Source organism: Thiothrix subterranea (assembly GCF_016772315.1).
In the GTDB taxonomy this organism is placed as follows: domain Bacteria; phylum Pseudomonadota; class Gammaproteobacteria; order Thiotrichales; family Thiotrichaceae; genus Thiothrix; species Thiothrix subterranea.
The window spans coordinates 262,917-280,530 of the sequence record NZ_CP053482.1; the positions used below are offsets into that span (position 1 = coordinate 262,917).

Consider the following 17,614-nt stretch of genomic DNA (forward strand, 5'->3'; position numbering starts at 1 on the left):
CTTCGATTCCTCATTAGCCAAGCGTATCGTATTATACGGAAGGATTCGCTACAATTCGTAGACATCATCAAGGAAACCTTCACCATGCCACTCCCCCTGATTCCTATAGTTGCCGCCCTCGCCTCAGGTGGCACATTGGTACCACACGCTGCTGGTGGAATGATTGTGACGGCTGCCAGTGGTTACGTTACAGGTACGTACATAAGCACCACAGCAGTTGCATCAATCATGACTGCTACTACGACAACTCTTGGGGTAGGTGTCGCCGCACTAACAGGTGTATTTGGTAGTATTATAGGCAGCGCAGGCATCTTTGGTACAACGATCGGTGCATCCGGTCTTACCGGACTACTGATGTCCGCAGGCATCCTTTCTGCAACACCGATTGCACTACCCATAGGAATATTCGCGACCGTAATCGGCAGCATTTATATTTGGTGCATTATTTTAAAGCTGAATCGTAAGCTGCGCAGGGCAAAAACAGGGGAAGAAGTACAGTTCACAGCACTAGAAGCTAAAATCATAGAACTGCTTGTAAAATGGCTATGCACAAAGAATACGGAAGTTTAATTCCAAGTCTAACGTCTCAATAGCAGTTTCAACAGACAAAAGAAAACCCCGACCAGCGGGGCTTTCTTCTTATCTTTCTCCCTTCACCCCTTGCGGGGGAAGGGTCGGGAATGGGGGGTAATGTATTCCCGCAGGATTACATCATGCCGCCCATACCACCCATACCGCCCATATCAGGCATTGCACCGCCGCCATCTTTCTTCGGCAGTTCAGCTACCATTGCTTCGGTAGTGATGATCAGGCCAGAAACAGATGCCGCGTTCTGCAAAGCAGTACGGGTAACTTTAGTTGGGTCAAGGATACCCATTGCGATCATATCGCCGTACTCGGAAGTGCGTGCGTTGTAACCGTAGTTACCTTCGCCCGCTTTCACTGCGTTCAGGATAACGGATGGCTCATCGCCAGCATTAGCGCAGATTTGGCGCAGTGGCTCTTCCATTGCACGCATCGCGATTTGGATACCAACGTCTTGCTCGTGGTTGTCGCCTTTGATGTTCGCAATCGCTTGCAGCGCACGTACCAGTGCAACACCACCGCCAGGAACAACACCTTCTTCAACCGCAGCACGGGTAGCGTGCAGGGCATCTTCAACGCGAGCTTTCTTCTCTTTCATCTCGATTTCGGTAGCAGCACCGACTTTGATGACCGCAACGCCGCCTGCCAATTTGGCAACGCGCTCTTGCAGTTTTTCACGGTCATAATCGGATGAAGTGGTTTCGATTTGTGAACGCACTTGGTCAACACGCGCTTTGATGTCATCAGGAGAACCCGCGCCATCAATGATGGTGGTGTTATCTTTGGTGATATTGATGCGTTTCGCTTGACCCAGATCGTCCAGCGTGACTTTATCCAAAGCCAAACCGACTTCTTCAGAAATCACAGTACCGCCAGTCAGGATAGCAATATCTTGCAACATGGCTTTACGACGGTCGCCAAAGCCCGGTGCTTTAACCGCTGCGACTTTCACGATACCACGGATGTTGTTAACAACCAGCGTCGCCAGTGCTTCGCCTTCGATGTCTTCCGCGATGATCATCAGTGGCTTGCCTGCTTTAGCAGCGCCTTCGAGGGCTGGCAGCAATTCACGGATGTTGGAAATTTTCTTGTCGTACAGCAGTACGTAAGGGCTTTCCAGTTCAGCCGACATGCTTTGTTGGTTGTTCACAAAGTATGGGGACAGGTAGCCACGGTCGAACTGCATCCCTTCAACCACGTCCAATTCGTTGTCCAGACCTGAGCCTTCTTCAACGGTGATGACGCCTTCTTTGCCAACTTTGTCCATTGCTGTAGCAATGATGTTGCCGATAGCATCGTCAGAGTTAGCAGAAATGCTACCAACCTGTGCAATGGCATTGGTGTCTGCGCAAGGCTTAGACATTTTGTGCAGTTCAGCAACCGCAGCGATGACTGCTTTGTCGATACCGCGCTTCAGATCCATTGGGTTCATGCCAGCGGTAACAGACTTCATGCCTTCACGCACGATCGCTTGTGCCAGAACGGTTGCAGTGGTAGTACCATCGCCTGCTGCATCAGAAGTCTTGGAAGAAACTTCCTTAACCAACTGTGCGCCCATGTTCTCGAACTTGTCTTCCAGTTCGATTTCTTTGGCAACGGAAACGCCGTCTTTGGTCACAGTCGGTGCGCCGAACGATTTTTCCAGCACTACGTTACGACCCTTAGGGCCCAATGTAACTTTTACAGCGTTTGCCAGAACATTAATGCCGCGAACCATGCGAACGCGAGCGTCATCACCAAAACGTACTTCTTTAGCACTCATTTCATAATCCTCTTAAAATTAGCCTTCGATAATCGCCAGCAGGTCTTCTTCGCGCATGATCAAGACTTCTTGACCATCCATTTTTACTGCTGTACCGGCGTATTTACCGAACAGAACTTTGTCACCGACTTTAACTTGCAGCGCAACGCGCTCATTGTCATCGCCAACTTTGCCAGGACCTACCGCGAGGACTTCGCCGCGATCAGGCTTTTCTGTAGCATTGTCAGGGATGATGATGCCGCTGGCAGTTTTGCGCTCTTCTTCCATACGGCGTACTACAACGCGGTCATGCAATGGACGGATATTCATGGTCAGTATTCTCCTCAAACCAATAGGATTAGGACATTAGGGTTGTTGTTAGCACTCAAGGCTAGTGAGTGCTAATAATAGGGATGGCTAAGGCAAAGTCAAGGGCGGTCGAGTGAATTTTTTGTATCGTCAACGCGGCGAATGACTTCGCCTTCAATGTCAGTGCCGGAAGAACGGGGTGCGGACGTGTGTTGATAGCCACCACCAACTGACACCACACCGTTCTTTAGCATGAATTTCACCAGTAAATAGCGCGTGGGTGGCAACAATAAGATTAACCCGACTAAATCGGTGAAAAAGCCGGGGATAATGAACAGCAAACCGCCCAGCAACATCATCGTGCCTTCCAGCAAGGACTTTGCTGGGCGTTGCCCTGCCTGCATATCGCGTTGGAATTTTGCCAGCGTAGCTAACCCTTGGTGACGCAATAAATACATCCCCAAGAAGCCAGAAAGGATTAACAACAGAATCGTCGCCAGTGCGCCAATGGCACTGCCGACTTTGATGAGTAACCACAGCTCAATGAATGGAATCACCAAAAACAGCACAGAAAACACGGGGAAGCGACGCATGACAAAAGATTCCATTCAAACTAATAATTTCAACTATATCGGTCTGAACAGGGTATTTTCAAGGCAACCCCACCAAATCAGGCAGCTTTCGCGTTGAGCGCTTGCTCACTGTGGATACGTTCACGCAATTGCACCAAGGGAATCGGACGTCCACAGTAATAGCCTTGCGCAAAGTCGACGCCGATTTGACGCAAACGCACCAAGGTTTCGCCATCTTCCACCAGTTCCGCAATCGTTAATAAGTTCATCACCTGCCCCACTTCGTGCACGGCTTTCACCATCGCCGCATCGACGGGGCTGGATACCAAATTGTGGACAAAATTACCGTAGATTTTCAGGTAACTGAGTGGCAATTCGCGTAAATAACTGAGTGACGAGAAACCGCTGCCAAAATCATCGAGCACCAAATGGCAACCCAAACTGTGCAAAGCATTCATCACCCGTTTGGCGTGGACAAAGTTACTGATGGCGACGGATTCGGAAATTTCAAAGCAAATCATACCGGGGTCAATTCCAAACTGTTTGATCTGCTGTTCCACATACGGAAATAAACGCGCATCTTGCACCGACTGACCGGATAAATTGATCATCAAGCGCGTTTCCATGCAGGGGGAACCGTGAGCGTTATCACTGCGGCAACCTGCCAACATTTCCAATGATTTACGGATAATCCAACGGTCAATACTGGTCATTAAATCCAAACGGTCAGCAACCGGCAAAAAGCTACCCGGATTCAATAAGGCTTGGCGAAATGGCAGACGCAACAAGATCTCGTATTGGCGGAAACCTTGATTACGTTCGGAATGTAACGGCACCACCGGTTGCGCAAACAGAATGAAGCGGTCTTCGCGCAACGCATCTTTTAACAGTTTGCTCCAATCATGTACCCGTTGGTTAGACATTTGTTCACGCTTCTCTTCTTCGTGAACAAATACTTGGTTACGCCCCAAGGCTTTAGCGGTGTAACACGCCTTATCAGCATCAGAAAACAACTGCTTAATTTGCAAATTGGAAGATGGCATAAATTCGATTAAGCCCACACTTGCACCAATGGAAAAGACCTTGCCCTCCCAACTAAAGCGGAAATTGCGCAACTCCGTTAAGATAGATTCCATAATGCTACGGCCTTTTTCCAAGCCGCAACCCTCTAAAAATACAGCGAATTCATCCCCACCAATACGAGCTACTTTATCGGAAATGCGTACCGAACGCCGGAAGATTTGTGCAACTTGCTTAAGCAATTCATCCCCGGCTAAATGCCCGCAGGTATCATTGATAATTTTGAAATTGTCCAAATCCACACTGGCTAATACATGGCTACGAGTCAGTGCGGAAGTATCGTGCGCCAGTTGTTCCACATACTGTTCAAAACTGGTGCGATTCATCAAATCGGTTAATGCATCACGCGATGCTTGGCGGTACAAACGGTTAATGACTTTGCGGTCAGCGGTAACATCACGAAAAATAAACACAATCGCTTTACAATTGTCGAGTATGCAAGTCGTGTTTAATTCGACGAAACGCTCTTCACCAACACGCGGATACAGCTTCACTTGCCCAAATTGCAGCGGATAATTAGGGTGAAATATATTGGTTTCAAATGCTTTTTCGCCCAAGGCATTGCCTTGTAAATCTTCTAACTTCAATACGCTACTAACGTGTTCACCCAACACTTTATCACGCTGCCAGAGTGTCAATTTCTCGGCACTGGTGTTCATATAAGTAATGATGCCTTGTTGATTAGCAACAATCACTCCCCCTGCCAAAGCATCCAATACCCATTCGGTATTCACCTGCTCTGGTGAGAATTTAGCAGTCTCTTCCCCATCATTTGCTACTCGCGCCATGACAACAGGCGAGCGTTTACCAAAACGCACTAACAGATAAACGGCAGCTACTTGCGCAACAAACATGCCCAACAATAAATAAGGCACAAGATTGGGTAAAACAGTCAACTTATCTGCCATCGAAGTCTTGTTTAGCTGGCCGCTGGACACTACCCAGACAAAAACAACTGCCAACGAAACCAATGACAGGATTGGAACGACAAATCGCATCAAATCCCCCTAACAACAGGTCTTTCTATAATAGTTATGATTAAATAATGGACTTAATTATAGCCAATTTACTTGACAATTGCCACGCCGCCTGTCTGATAAAAAATAACCATGCTAATCACCCTCAATTTCAACAGCGCCACAAACCGAGTAAGGTTATTTTAAATAACTAACACCTGTTTTTATAAAAACCATGCTTGACAAACTCATTGAATAACGAGAATATATAACATTATTTTTTAAACATAATGCAAAAGGAAAGGTGTTATTCATGTCTAATGTTGATATTTCCAATCTCAGTGTTGCGGAACTTGAAAAACTCAAAGGCAGTATTGATAGTGCGATTGCCAATCGCCGTGACGGTGAATTGTTAAGTTTACGCGAAGCGATTGAAGACATGGTTGAGCGTTCAGGCTTTACCCTTGAAGAAGTCATAGAAATCATGCAAGCGCGTCCTGTGAAAAAACGTATTGTTAAAGCAAAATACAGCAACCCTAATAATCCTGAACAAACGTGGAGCGGTCGCGGTAGAAAGCCAGGTTGGGTTGAAGAATGGATTTCTACCGGTCATGACTTAAATGATTGCTTGATTCCTGAATAATTGCTGTTACAGCATACCTTAACAAAAGCCTGAGAATCTCAGGCTTTTGTTTTTATCCACAAAGAATATGTTGTATTCAAACCACAGTTTGTTGCACAAAGCACAACTTCATGTTGCGTGCCTGACCTGCTCCATCCCAACAAACAAAAACACGCGATATGATGCAAAATGGTGCGAAGATATTTTGCCGATCCCAGACATTTACTCTACTATTACCCGAATTCAATTACACCACGCTATAAAGATGACGGATTGTCTACTTGTAATGACACTCCTGCCGGAGCAGGCTACTGGCCCCTCCCCCGTGTGCAGGTTAGAGAGCGCCCAACAATGAGAAAATTACTCTGCTTCCTGCTGTTGCTTATGGCTTCCATACAAGCTCATGCACTCAAGCAAGAAGACATGCTGCCACCAGACCAAGCCTTCAAATTCAAGGCTGAAGTCATTGCACCCGATAAAATCAAAGCCACTTGGGACATTGCCGAAGGTTATTACCTTTATCGTCAACGCTTTACATTTGAACCAGAAACCCCAAATTTAAGCTTTGCTCCCGCTACGTTCCCAACCGGCGAAAGCAAAAACGACCCTACTTTTGGTCAAACTGAGGTTTACCATAATCAGGTCGTGATTGAGATTCCGATTGAACGCGGTCAAACCCGTTCACAAGCACTGGAATTGGCACTCAAAGTCAAATATCAGGGGTGTGCCGATGCCGGTTTGTGTTATGCCCCTCAGAAAAAAACAGCTAAATTACAATTAGCGGCACTGGATAACACTACCGATAAAACGGCACCACCTGCCGCCAAAACAGCACCGCCTGCTGACGACGCCACACTGACCAACATTATTAAGCAGGCGCAAAAACCCGGTGCAGGCGGCGCAATGCCTGTCGATCAAGCCTTTGTATTCGAGCTAAGCGCCATCGATAAAGGCATGTTAAATGCGCATTGGATTATCCAGCCAGAACATCATTTATACCGCCCTAAAATCCAATTTACCGTTAAAGAACCACAAGGTGTCACGCTCGGCGCACCTATTTTTCCAACGGGTAAAATAGTTGATGACGAATACTTTGGTAAGATCGAAGTATACGGTGAAGATATTGATGTCAAAATTCCCATACTGCAATCAACTGGGCTGAAAAAGCTGGTCGTAGAAACCGAATATCAAGGTTGCGCTGATAGCACCGGTGTTTGCTACCCCCCCGTCAAACAAAGTCAGGAGCTAATTTTAACGGGTTTGCCCGATGCCAAACCACTTGCTGAGGGTGAAACCAATGCTGTGGTCAAAGCCCCTCTAAATCAACAAGATGCTTTGACACAACGCCTTGAAGACAGCTCATTATTACAGATCATTGCAATTACTTTTGGTTTAGGCTTATTACTGGCTTTCACCCCGTGTATTTTCCCGATGGTTCCCATTCTTTCAGGGATAATTGCTGGGTATGGCAACACTTCTTCGCGTAAAGCACTATGGCTTTCCGTTACTTACGTTATTTCGGGCGCTATTGCTTATGCGATTATTGGGTTTGTCTTTGGTTATTTTGGGCAAAACCTCCAAGCGGTACTGCAACATCCGATAGCCATCGGCTTAATGAGCGCCCTCTTTGTGGCGCTTGCCTTCTCCATGTTTGGCTTTTACGATTTACAGTTACCCAATAGCCTGCAAAGCCGTTTAAATGAAATCAGCAATAAACAAGAAAGCGGTAGCTTTGTTGGCGCTGCCATTATGGGCTTTTTGTCGACCTTGATTGTTGGCCCCTGTGCTGGCCCTGCTATTGCCGGTATTTTAACGTTTATTACCCAAAGCAATAATGCGTGGTTAGGGGCAGCGGCTTTATTCTCACTCGGTATGGGCATTGGCGTACCGTTAATTCTCATCGGTGCATCCGCCGGTCATCTGTTACCACGCGCGGGTATTTGGATGGATACCGTCAAAGCACTCTTCGGCATTATTATGCTGGGTGTGGCGATTTACATGCTCAGTCGCATTGTTTCCATTGAAATTACCATGGCGCTTACCGGTATTCTGTTGGTTTCATCCGGTGTTTACATGGGCGCATTGGAGAAAATTGAAGAAGATGCCGGGGGCTGGGGTCGCTTCTGGAAAAGTACCGGTATGCTGCAATTATTCTATGGGGCATTGATCCTGCTCGGTTTATCTGCTGGCAGCACCAATTTGTTGCAACCGCTGAAAGGTATTTTTTCTGTCAGCACCGCCCCTGGTCAAACCACTGAAGCAGCTATCACTTTTCAACGGATTCAAAGTATTGACGCGCTAGAAACCGCGCTAAAACAAGCCAAATCACAACAACGCCCCGTCATGCTAGACTTCTATGCGGATTGGTGCAGTTATTGTCACACCATGGAAAAAACCACGTTCAAAGACCCAGCGTCTATTAAAACGTTGGGAAATACACTCTTCTTACAAGTGGATGTTACTGACCAGACTGAAAATGACTTAGCATTGCAAAAGCGCTTCGATGTCATAGCGCCGCCTGCTCTGGTGTTTTTCAGTAATGCCGGGGAAGAATTACGGGCATTACGTCTGGTTGGTGATGTCACACCGGAGCAACTACGCTTACAAGCGACGTCCTTCATGCAACAAGCGGCAAAGTAATCAGCATGAGTTAAGTTAATACTGCATACAATCGTCACACATATAAAACTGATGAAAATCAAACAAATAACGACAACAGGAGTTATTTCATGCGTGATAACAAAGACTATTACACGGAACAAGAAGACGAAATCTTCCAGTTAGAAAAAACAGCCGTACACACAGATGGTAAAAAAACTAAACCACACGTGGTACGGCGCAATCTCGAAGACTACCTAGAGCGCAAAGCACTCGAACGCCGTCTAAAAGATGTATTTGAAGATTAAGGTGCAGAAACCGCCTCAGGCAATTGCAAGGCACTGCGCAAATCTTCCAAATACACTTGTTCTGCTTCGTTCGCACCGTCAATAATCGCTGCCGAGACCAGATAAATCTCTGTTGCCACGGCTAAATCATTATTGGCCAGTGCTGCAATTTGCTTAGCATCCAAAGGCTGTGCCAATTCATGCAGAATCATGTCATTGAGATCATCCTCGGCTTTGAGACCCGCTAATTGCTGACGAATACTGGCTAATTCAGCAGAATCGACATGCCCATCGGCTTTAGCCGCCGCAATCATGGCTTTCAACAGAATTTCAGCCGTTGCTTTAGGCGCAGGCGCTTCCAATAACGCGGGGTCATTTGCCGGAGCACTGCCAGTGCTACCCGCATTAACTTCCCATTGGCGATACATTTGATAAGCCAAACCGCCCAATGCTGCCAAGCTACCGACTTTAACGGCGGCTCCCGTTACCCGTCGCCCGGCGCTAGTTCCCAGCAATAAAGCAAGCACACCGGCAGCGGCGGCTCCCGTTTTCATGCCGGATAACATTTGCTCACGCTGCTCACCCTCCGCCGGAACACCGAGTTTTTGTTCGGCGATACTTTGGCCTTTTTGCGCCAATTCTTTGCCGGATTGCAGCATTTGATCTAAGAAATTTTTGGTATCCATCTCAATCTCCTTATTTTAACAATGATGTATTGGCATTCTTTTGCATGACTTCACGGATAAATTCGCGCGTAATTTTACGCCCTCTGGTCAAGCTGGCGCTGTCCAACTGATCCAAGAGTGCCATAAGGGTAGTCATATTTTGTGGATAATGCCGCTCAATATATTTCATGACGTGTTCAGATAATTCAAAACCCCGCTGGTGTGCACGCCATGCCATGGCTTGCAAGCATTGCCCGCCTTGCACTGGATGCACCCGATAATCCGCGCTCCACAACAAACGTGACGAAAAATCGGGTAACACGCAAACCATTTCACGCGGATTAAGTCGGGATGCCATAATCAGCGGCTGATGATTCGTCCGGCACATATTGATCAAATTCATCAACGCCACTTCCCAATCACGCTGCCCAATCACGGCATCGAGTTCATCCACCGCGACCAAATGCTTGCCTTCGACACCGGCTAGCACACGAGTGCCGTATTGGGCGCAACTGCCTAGCGGTAAATAAGCCGCCATCAAACCGCGCTGATAATAGCGCTCACAATAGGCTTGCAGTAAATGTGATTTGCCAGCCTCGGTATCGCCCCACAAAAATATTTGCGGGAATTCGCGCTCAAAACCGTTTTTCAAAATACCCAGTAATTCAGCATTTTCAGGTGTTACAAAAAACGAACTGAAACGATGACCTTCGCGCATTCCCACGTTCAACGTCAGTTGTTGCGTCATGCCTGTTCTTTCACCTCATTACTGCCATCATCCAAGTCAATCTCGCCCAATGGCTCAGGGTTATCAATGCTATAAATGTCACTCTGTTTGTAAGTATCATGAATGTGCCGCATGATTACCGCCAATACCGCCGCCACCGGCAAAGCTAATAATACACCAAAAAAGCCAAACACTTGCCCACCAGCCAGCACCGCAAAAATCACCGTCACGGGATGCAAACCAATCCGCTCCCCCACCAATAACGGCGTTAGGATAGTGCCTTCAATCATCTGGGCAACCCCAAAAACGGCAAATACCCAAAACAGATCAAATACATCCTGTGTCTGGAATAAAATAGCAATACCCGCAATCGCCACCCCTACAATCAAACCAAGGTAGGGAACAAAACTCACCACGCCCGCGATCAAACCAATCAGCAAGGCAAATTCCAACCCCACCAGTGACAAACCAATCGAATAAATCACCGCCAATGCCAGCATCACCAACAATTGCCCACGCAAAAATGCGCCCAAAACCTCATCGGATTCACTCGCCAATTTAGCCATTAATGGCTCGATAGCACGCGGCAATAAATCGTCGATATACGCCACCATGCGATCCCAATCGCGTAACAAATAAAACGTAATAATCGGAATCAACGCCAGATTTGCCACCCAACCCAGCACCACAAAACCTGATTTAGAAATGGTTTGAATCGCATTCCGAATAAACCCGCCTGTCTCTTTCCAATGCGTCGCAATCACGTTTTTAATCTGTTCGATTTCCAAAACACTGGTATCAACCCCGAATTTTTGGTTCAGATAAGGCCCCAAAACATTCACTACCCAATCCAAGTAATTAGGGACTTTATTGATAAATAATTTGGTTTGCGTTTCCAGCACCGGTACCAAAAAGAGGAAAAACAGCAATAACAATAGAAAGATGGTCACAAAAACCACCACTACTGACAATGTGCGTGACAATTTCCACGACTCAAGGCGATCAACCAGCGGATCCCCCAAATAAGCCAGAAATGCCGCCGCCAAAAAAGGGGTTAAAATCGGTGCAAGCACGTACAGCAAAGCCACCGCAATACTGCCTGTCGCCAACCAAAACCAGCGTCCACTATCGAGTATCATCTTTACTGTTTCCTCCATGCATAGCGGCTCCACAGCAATACGTAGGCCAGCCCACTCATAACCGTTGTTACGGCTACTGCCCACTGCAAGCCCAGATTAAACCAACCCGGCAATGCGTAGATTGCCACGTGCAACAGCGTGGTTGCTAACAAAAAAATCTGCAATCCGGTGTTAAGCTTGCTGATTATCAACGGGCGCATCTCCAATTCACCCATTACTAGGCGATACACAATAGCACCTAACACAATCACCACGTCACGCCCGATAACCAAAACGATTAACCACCAAGGCAAACTGCCTTTCAAGCCAAACACGATAAACACAGACACCACAAATAACTTATCAGCCACCGGGTCAAGGATTGCCCCTAAGCGCGTGAACCAGCCGTAGCGCCGCGCCAAAAATCCATCTAACGCATCGGACAAGCCCGCCAGCACCAACAATGCTAAGGCGTAGCCGTAAAAACCCTTCCATAGCAACCAACAAATCGGTGCAATAGAGAGGATACGAATCACTGTAATAATATTTGGAATTTGTTCCCGCACGTTAAATCCATTTTTTATACAAAGAAGGCTCCTTGTGGAGCCTTCATGATATAACGAATTATAGTCTACGTGCCGGTTTTCCGACTATTGTGTTTGTATTACTGCTGGACAGGGATCAAAGTAATTTCAACACGGCGGTTTTGCGCACGTCCATAATCACTGCTGTTATCCGCGATAGGGCGGCTTTCGCCGTAACCGACCGCCTGCATACGTTGCGCATTGACGCCGGTACTCGCCATATAAGTACGCACGCTGTTAGCGCGTTGCTGTGACAATTGCAGGTTAGATGCGTCACTGCCAATATTATCGGTATGCCCAGCAATCTGCACGCGGGTTTCTGGGAATTGATTCAGGGTATTCGCCAAACTATTTAGCACACCGTAAAACTGTGGCTTAACGGCTGCTTGACCGAAGTCAAACGTAATCGCATCTGGCATGGTGAGGACGATATTATTGTCCTGACGAGTCACTTCTACACCCGTGCCTTGCATTTGTTGACGCAACGCTGCTTCTTGCTGATCCATGTAGTTACCGATAGCCGCACCTGCTAAGCCACCAACAACCGCGCCAGCAATGGTATGGCCTCTGTCTTTATCGCCGGTATTTTTACCAACAACTGCGCCACCGATAGCCCCAATCAAAGCGCCCTGTTGCGCACGGGTTATTTCACCAGTAGGGCTACAACCCGCCATCAATGCCGCCGAAATACCACCAATCAACAGGGTACGCATGGAAATTTTCATAATAAACACCTCAATAATTTATAATATACCGTCACGGGTTAGAACACGGTTAGCCCACAGAGTTCCCAATGACGATTGATTAGATTTTGACGCAATCCCATGACAGATACCAGCGTTTAGAAAGGAATTGGGCTGTTAATGCTCAAAACCTCCCCGGTGAGTGGGTGAGGGAAACTGATCCATACCGCGTGTAATAACAAACGCTGCGCCTGTATGCACACGGTTGGACTCGCGTATAACTCGTCGCCCAATATTGGATGCCCCAACGCCTGCAAATGTACCCGCAACTGGTGTGTACGCCCAGTCAGCGGCTCAAGCGCAACGCGGCTGGTATCACTTGCGGTATCATAAGCAAGCACTTGATAACGGGTACACGACAGTTTGCCTAACACAAAGCTGACCATCTGGCGTGGACGGTTAGGCCAGTCCGTCAACAGCGGCAAGTTGATTTCACCACGGGTAGGCGAAACTTGCCGCGCAACCACGGCTTCATAACGTTTATGCACTTGGCGGGTTTGAAACAGGATGCTTAAGGCACGTTCCATCACCTTGCCACGCGCCATTACCATAATGCCGGATGTTCCCATATCGAGGCGATGAACGATGAGTGCATCAGGAAATTCGGCTTGCACACGAGCAATCATGCAATCCTGCTTATCATCACCACGACCGGGAACTGAAAGTAAACCAGCGGGTTTATCAACCACAATGAGAGATTTGTCGAGATAGAGGATTCGCAAGCCGGTATGGGTGGGAGGAGTATAATCAATCACAGAAAGCCTATATGCTAGACGCAAAAAAGGCCAGTTATTGCTAACTAGCCTTTAAACCTGGTGCCGGGAAGAGGACTCGAACCTCCACGGGGTTGCCCCCACTAATACCTGAAACTAGCGCGTCTACCAATTCCGCCATCTCGGCAATTCATAAAGCTGCAATGCCTTGTGAGAGGCGAAATATATAGAGCTTGCGGCATCTTGTCAAACACCAAACCGCGTTTTTATTACATTTTTTTGGTACACTGCACCCATACGAAAAGACAAACCACACAAGGACACAATTTGAAGTTTAACGACCCCCATAGTCAGCGCGAAGCCGAAAAGTACGAAAACCCCATCCCCAGCCGCGAGGTCATCTTGCAACTGTTGGAGGAAAACGGACAGCCGCTAGACTTTGCCACCCTCACCGAAGCGTTGCACCTGCACGACGAACGAGATGTCGATGCCCTGAAAAAACGCCTGCGGGCGATGGAACGTGACGGGCAATTACTTTACAACCGTCGCCGCCAATACGTCCCCATCGAACGCACCGATCTAATTGCCGGGCGCGTCATCGGGCATCCTGACGGCTTCGGCTTTCTGAAACCCGATGACGGCACACCCGACCTCTTCCTCCATGCCAAGCAAATGCAACTCCTGATGCACGGCGACCGCGCCCTGTGCAGCGTGCGTGGCCTAGACCCCAAAGGTCGCCGCGAAGGTGCAGTCGTCGAAGTCTTGGAACGCGGCACAACCCAAGTCGTCGGGCGCTATTTCATGGAAGGCAATATCGGCTTTGTCACCCCTGACAATTCGCGCATTAGCCAAGACATCATGATTCCGCCGGATGCCGCAGGCAACGCCAAACCCGGTCAAATCGTCGTCGCCGCGATTGTTGAACAACCGTCTAAACGCGCCCAGCCCACTGGCAAAATCGTCGAAGTACTCGGCGACCACATGGCCCCCGGCATGGAAATCGACGTAGCCATCCGCAGCCACCAACTGCCGCACGGCTGGTCAAGCGACATCACCGAAGAAGCCGATCGTTTCGGCTACGAAGTCCCCGAAGCAGACAAAGCCGACCCACGCCGTGAAGACCTGCGCGACACGCCCTTCGTCACCATCGACGGCGAAGATGCCAAAGATTTCGACGACGCAGTGTACTGCGAACGCGACGGTAACGGCTGGCGCTTACTGGTCGCGATTGCCGACGTATCCCACTACGTGCAAACCGATTCCGCGATTGGGCGCGAAGCCACCGAACGCGGCACCTCGGTGTATTTCCCCGGCAAAGTCATCCCAATGTTGCCCGAAATTTTGTCCAACGGCTTGTGCTCCCTCAACCCGCACGTTGACCGGCTGTGCATGATTTGCGACATCCAAATCGGCGCACGCGGCAAACTAATCAGCTACCAATTCGTCGAAGGCATTATGCACTCCGCCGCCCGCCTCACTTACACCGATATGGCGAAAATCGTGGTCGAGCGCAATATGGATGCCCGTCGCAAACACCCGCAAGAACTCTGCGAACACCTCGACGACCTGTATTCGCTCTACCACGTCCTGCGCAAAGCGCGTGACCGCCGTGGCGCAATCGACTTTGAAACCGCCGAAACCCGCATCGTCTTCGATGCCGAGCGCAAAATCGAAGCGATTGTCCCGACCGAACGCAATGACGCGCACAAACTGATCGAAGAGTGCATGATTCTCGCCAACGTCTGTGCCGCAACCTACCTCAGCAAGTACAAAATCCCCGCGTTACACCGCGCCCACAAAGGCCCCACGCCGGAAAAACTCGCGGATTTGCGTCAATTCCTCGCCAGCCTCGCCCTAAGTTTAGGCGGTGGCGACGAACCTACGCCGAACGATTACACCGCGCTCTTGACCAGTCTGGGCGACCGCCCTGACCGCAATATGATTCAAACCGTGTTGCTGCGCTCCATGTCGCAAGCCGTGTACAGCCCCGACTCCAACGGGCATTTTGGCTTGGCACAACCGTTTTACGCGCATTTCACCTCACCGATCCGGCGCTACCCCGACTTACTGGTACACCGGGCGATTCGCCATTTAGTGCGTGGCGGCAAAGTCAAAGACTATCAATATTCCCACAAAGACATGGTAGCCCTCGGCGAACACTGTTCCATGACCGAACGTCGTGCCGACGATGCCACCCGCGACGTAACCGCATGGCTCAAATGCGAATACATGCAGGAACACATTGGCGAAACCTTCGGCGGAGTCATTACCAGCGTCATGGGCTTTGGCTTATTCGTCGAACTCAAAGACATTTTCGTGGAAGGCTTGATTCACATCACCGCCCTGACCAGCGATTATTACCACTTCGATGCCGCGCATCACCAATTGACGGGTGAAAACTCCGGGCGCATTTACCGCCTTGGCGATGCCATCAACGTCACCGTGGCACGCGTGGATTTGGACGAACGCAAAATCGACTTCGTACTCGCCAAAGTCGAGGGCGAAGCCGACGCAACGCGCACCAAAAAGCCCAGCAGCCGTAAACCCACCAGCAAAGGCAAAACGGAACGCGAGCCAAAATCTGACCCGACCGCCAGCCAAAAACCTGCCAGTCCTAAAAAACCGGCAAACAGAAAACCCCGTAAGAAGAAACCGACCACCTAATGTCAAAATCCATTATTTGCGGCGTACATGCCGTTGAAAGCGCCTTGCGCAACGATACCGAAAACCTCGGACAAATCTGGCTGGACAAACGCAGCCGCAACGACCGCCTGAAAAAATTGGAAAAGATGGCGGAAGAAAACGGAATGCGCGTCTTCCTCATTGACGAGGATAAACTCGACAAAATGGCAGGCAATAACCGCCACCAAGGCATTGTTGCCGAGTATTACAAGCTCAAATCGTGGACAGAAAACGACTTCTACGACATGCTCGACGGCATGAGCGAACCCCCGTTTCTGCTGGTATTGGATGGCGTGACAGACCCGCACAATCTGGGCGCGTGTTTGCGTACCGCCGAAGGTGCGGGCGTACATGCCGTCATTGCGCCCAAAGATAATGCTGCCAGCATTACGCCGACCGTGCGCAAAGTCGCCTCCGGTGCGGCGGAAATCATCCCGTTCATTCCCGTGACCAACCTTGCCCGCACACTGGAAACGCTGAAAAGTCGCGGCATTTGGCTGACGGGTACGAGCGACAAAGCCAAGCAAACCCTGTATCAAGCCGACTTGAAAGGACCGATGGCGCTGGTGATGGGTGCAGAAGGTGCGGGTATTCGCCGCCTCACGGAAGAATCGTGTGATTACCTGATTTCGATCCCGATGGCGGGGCAAGTGTCGAGCTTGAACGTGTCGGTTGCCACAGGCGTATGCTTGTACGAAGCCTTACGTCAGCGGCAAAAATCGTAACTCATGGTTCAGAATAATAATCGTACTTTTTCAGCATCTCGCTGGTAAACCGCCACGCTTCGTTGTACGACAAGCCGCTATTGTCGGGAATAATGACTTTCACGTACAAATCTGTGCCATGCTGAGTTTTCAAGGCACTTAACTCGCCATCCAATGCGGAACGGTTGACGCCACGCGCCGCCGTTTCCCCCGGCTTGCGGATGCTGTAACCGTTTTTGCTGTACACCACTTCCACCACCTGTTTGCCTTTGGCGGAACGGGCGGGTTTGAGCAGTTTCTGGTATTTCTGATCAAGTTCGGTGAATTCACCTTGCAGGCTTAGCAACTTCTTTTCACTTTCATCCACTTTCGTCTGCAAACCAATAACTTGTGAGCTTTTCTCGTCTAAATTGGTTTGTAACTCAACAATCGCTTTGTCGCGTAAGCCTAAGGTATTCGCCTGTTCACGGCTGAGGGTTTGCAAGCGCGTCAAATCTGCGTCTTTGTCCGTGCTGCTAGTACGCGCCGCTTCAGTTTCCGCACGGCTGCGTAATAATTCCATTTCCAAACTGGCAGAACGTTGTTGCAAATAATCGAGCTGCTCTTCCAACGTGGCGTTAGCCTGAAGCTGGAATTCGGCTTGTTGAGTGGCTTTTTGCGCTTCAAACGCCGCCCGTTGCGCTTCTTGGGCGGCACGTTGAGCCTCAAGTGCGGATTTTTGCGCGTCGACTTGGGCAGCCTGTTCAGCCAAAACACTGTTGCGCAAATTGTCCAGCAAGCGCGTATTGGTCAATACCACCGCCACCGTGACAATCAGGAAAATCATGGTAATGACCATCATAATATCGGTGAAAGATGGCCAGAAACTTTCCTCGTATTCATCCCGCGAGCTGATCAGCGAGGCGAAGGAAAAATGCCCGTCACTCAT

The 17,614-nt window shown here is 49.1% G+C and carries 17 protein-coding genes and 1 tRNA gene; 6 read left to right on the plus strand and 12 right to left on the minus strand.

Annotated elements, in window-relative coordinates:
• Nucleotides 1-84 precede the first annotated feature (84 nt).
• Nucleotides 85-570 (plus strand): hypothetical protein, encoded by a 486-nt coding sequence (locus tag HMY34_RS01210; protein WP_202717354.1) that lies wholly within the window; start codon nt 85-87, stop codon nt 568-570.
• Between the two features lie 136 nt (nt 571-706).
• On the opposite strand, the gene groL is transcribed toward HMY34_RS01210, so the two are convergent.
• The 4 genes from groL to HMY34_RS01230 all read right to left on the minus strand — a co-directional run bounded on the left by groL (nt 707) and on the right by HMY34_RS01230 (nt 5,195).
• Nucleotides 707-2,347 (minus strand): chaperonin GroEL, encoded by a 1,641-nt coding sequence (gene groL / locus HMY34_RS01215; protein ID WP_202717355.1) that lies wholly within the window; start codon nt 2,345-2,347, stop codon nt 707-709.
• 18 nt (nt 2,348-2,365) lie between these two features.
• A complete protein-coding gene (groES, locus tag HMY34_RS01220) occupies nt 2,366-2,656 on the minus strand; it encodes a co-chaperone GroES (protein WP_202717356.1) in 291 nt (96 codons plus the stop codon).
• Nucleotides 2,657-2,754: 98 nt separating this feature from the next.
• Nucleotides 2,755-3,228 (minus strand): FxsA family protein, encoded by a 474-nt coding sequence (locus HMY34_RS01225; RefSeq protein WP_202717357.1) that lies wholly within the window; start codon nt 3,226-3,228, stop codon nt 2,755-2,757.
• Between the two features lie 77 nt (nt 3,229-3,305).
• Complete coding sequence (locus HMY34_RS01230; RefSeq protein ID WP_202717358.1) at nt 3,306-5,195, minus strand: putative bifunctional diguanylate cyclase/phosphodiesterase; 1,890 nt, start codon at nt 5,193-5,195, stop codon at nt 3,306-3,308.
• 361 nt (nt 5,196-5,556) lie between these two features.
• On the opposite strand from HMY34_RS01230, the gene HMY34_RS01235 reads away from it, so the two are divergent.
• From HMY34_RS01235 to HMY34_RS01245, 3 genes are all read left to right on the plus strand, one after another.
• A complete protein-coding gene (locus HMY34_RS01235; protein WP_202717359.1) occupies nt 5,557-5,886 on the plus strand; it encodes an H-NS histone family protein in 330 nt (109 codons plus the stop codon).
• 363 nt (nt 5,887-6,249) lie between these two features.
• On the plus strand, nt 6,250-8,505 hold the full coding sequence (locus HMY34_RS01240) for a protein-disulfide reductase DsbD (protein WP_228287947.1): 2,256 nt from the start codon (nt 6,250-6,252) through the stop codon (nt 8,503-8,505).
• Nucleotides 8,506-8,594: 89 nt separating this feature from the next.
• The gene (locus HMY34_RS01245; RefSeq protein ID WP_202717361.1) at nt 8,595-8,771 is read left to right on the plus strand and encodes a PA3496 family putative envelope integrity protein; all 177 of its coding nucleotides are present in this window, start codon (nt 8,595-8,597) and stop codon (nt 8,769-8,771) included.
• Here HMY34_RS01245 and HMY34_RS01250 read toward each other — a convergent pair.
• The 7 genes from HMY34_RS01250 to HMY34_RS01280 all read right to left on the minus strand — a co-directional run bounded on the left by HMY34_RS01250 (nt 8,768) and on the right by HMY34_RS01280 (nt 13,487).
• Nucleotides 8,768-9,436 carry a tellurite resistance TerB family protein gene (locus HMY34_RS01250; protein WP_202717362.1) on the minus strand — a complete coding sequence of 223 codons (669 nt, stop codon included), beginning with the start codon at nt 9,434-9,436 and terminating at the stop codon, nt 8,768-8,770. The genes HMY34_RS01245 and HMY34_RS01250 overlap by 4 nt on opposite strands.
• A gap of 10 nt (nt 9,437-9,446) precedes the next feature.
• Nucleotides 9,447-10,163: a DnaA regulatory inactivator Hda gene (hda, locus tag HMY34_RS01255; RefSeq protein ID WP_202717363.1), complete on the minus strand. Its 717-nt coding sequence runs from the start codon at nt 10,161-10,163 to the stop codon at nt 9,447-9,449.
• The gene (locus HMY34_RS01260; RefSeq protein WP_228287948.1) at nt 10,160-11,299 is read right to left on the minus strand and encodes an AI-2E family transporter; all 1,140 of its coding nucleotides are present in this window, start codon (nt 11,297-11,299) and stop codon (nt 10,160-10,162) included. Before HMY34_RS01260 ends, hda begins: the two co-directional genes overlap by 4 nt.
• A complete protein-coding gene (locus tag HMY34_RS01265; RefSeq protein WP_202717364.1) occupies nt 11,284-11,826 on the minus strand; it encodes a CDP-alcohol phosphatidyltransferase family protein in 543 nt (180 codons plus the stop codon). The genes HMY34_RS01260 and HMY34_RS01265 overlap by 16 nt, the downstream gene beginning before the upstream one ends.
• A gap of 98 nt (nt 11,827-11,924) precedes the next feature.
• Complete coding sequence (locus HMY34_RS01270) at nt 11,925-12,569, minus strand: YiaD family glycine zipper/OmpA-like lipoprotein (RefSeq protein ID WP_202717365.1); 645 nt, start codon at nt 12,567-12,569, stop codon at nt 11,925-11,927.
• Nucleotides 12,570-12,685: 116 nt separating this feature from the next.
• Complete coding sequence (locus HMY34_RS01275) at nt 12,686-13,342, minus strand: pseudouridine synthase (RefSeq protein ID WP_202717366.1); 657 nt, start codon at nt 13,340-13,342, stop codon at nt 12,686-12,688.
• Nucleotides 13,343-13,400: 58 nt separating this feature from the next.
• Nucleotides 13,401-13,487: transfer RNA gene (locus tag HMY34_RS01280), tRNA-Leu, on the minus strand.
• Between the two features lie 140 nt (nt 13,488-13,627).
• Here HMY34_RS01280 and rnr point away from each other — a divergent pair.
• Together rnr and rlmB are read left to right on the plus strand one after the other, a co-directional pair.
• Nucleotides 13,628-15,964 carry a ribonuclease R gene (gene rnr, locus HMY34_RS01285; protein ID WP_202717367.1) on the plus strand — a complete coding sequence of 779 codons (2,337 nt, stop codon included), beginning with the start codon at nt 13,628-13,630 and terminating at the stop codon, nt 15,962-15,964.
• Nucleotides 15,964-16,707, plus strand: coding sequence for a 23S rRNA (guanosine(2251)-2'-O)-methyltransferase RlmB (rlmB, locus tag HMY34_RS01290; RefSeq protein WP_202717368.1), 744 nt, complete (start codon nt 15,964-15,966; stop codon nt 16,705-16,707). The genes rnr and rlmB overlap by 1 nt, the downstream gene beginning before the upstream one ends.
• 1 nt (nt 16,708) lies before the next feature.
• Here rlmB and HMY34_RS01295 read toward each other — a convergent pair whose 3' ends face one another.
• Nucleotides 16,709-17,614 carry a hypothetical protein gene (locus HMY34_RS01295; protein ID WP_202717369.1) on the minus strand — a complete coding sequence of 302 codons (906 nt, stop codon included), beginning with the start codon at nt 17,612-17,614 and terminating at the stop codon, nt 16,709-16,711.

What these genes read in the sequence shown, in the direction of transcription:
- hda (WP_202717363.1), bottom strand. Translation starts at nt 10,163, where the DNA reads ATGACGCAACAACTGACGTTGAACGTGGGAATGCGCGAAGGTCATCGT.
- HMY34_RS01295 (WP_202717369.1), bottom strand. Translation starts at nt 17,614, where the DNA reads ATGAGTGACGGGCATTTTTCCTTCGCCTCGCTGATCAGCTCGCGGGAT.
- HMY34_RS01270 (WP_202717365.1), bottom strand. Translation starts at nt 12,569, where the DNA reads ATGAAAATTTCCATGCGTACCCTGTTGATTGGTGGTATTTCGGCGGCA.
- groES (WP_202717356.1), bottom strand. Translation starts at nt 2,656, where the DNA reads ATGAATATCCGTCCATTGCATGACCGCGTTGTAGTACGCCGTATGGAA.
- HMY34_RS01235 (WP_202717359.1), top strand. Translation starts at nt 5,557, where the DNA reads ATGTCTAATGTTGATATTTCCAATCTCAGTGTTGCGGAACTTGAAAAA.
- groL (WP_202717355.1), bottom strand. Translation starts at nt 2,347, where the DNA reads ATGAGTGCTAAAGAAGTACGTTTTGGTGATGACGCTCGCGTTCGCATG.
- HMY34_RS01245 (WP_202717361.1), top strand. Translation starts at nt 8,595, where the DNA reads ATGCGTGATAACAAAGACTATTACACGGAACAAGAAGACGAAATCTTC.
- HMY34_RS01260 (WP_228287948.1), bottom strand. Translation starts at nt 11,299, where the DNA reads ATGGAGGAAACAGTAAAGATGATACTCGATAGTGGACGCTGGTTTTGG.
- HMY34_RS01230 (WP_202717358.1), bottom strand. Translation starts at nt 5,195, where the DNA reads ATGGCAGATAAGTTGACTGTTTTACCCAATCTTGTGCCTTATTTATTG.
- HMY34_RS01250 (WP_202717362.1), bottom strand. Translation starts at nt 9,436, where the DNA reads ATGGATACCAAAAATTTCTTAGATCAAATGCTGCAATCCGGCAAAGAA.
- HMY34_RS01240 (WP_228287947.1), top strand. Translation starts at nt 6,250, where the DNA reads ATGGCTTCCATACAAGCTCATGCACTCAAGCAAGAAGACATGCTGCCA.
- HMY34_RS01225 (WP_202717357.1), bottom strand. Translation starts at nt 3,228, where the DNA reads ATGCGTCGCTTCCCCGTGTTTTCTGTGCTGTTTTTGGTGATTCCATTC.
- rlmB (WP_202717368.1), top strand. Translation starts at nt 15,964, where the DNA reads ATGTCAAAATCCATTATTTGCGGCGTACATGCCGTTGAAAGCGCCTTG.
- HMY34_RS01210 (WP_202717354.1), top strand. Translation starts at nt 85, where the DNA reads ATGCCACTCCCCCTGATTCCTATAGTTGCCGCCCTCGCCTCAGGTGGC.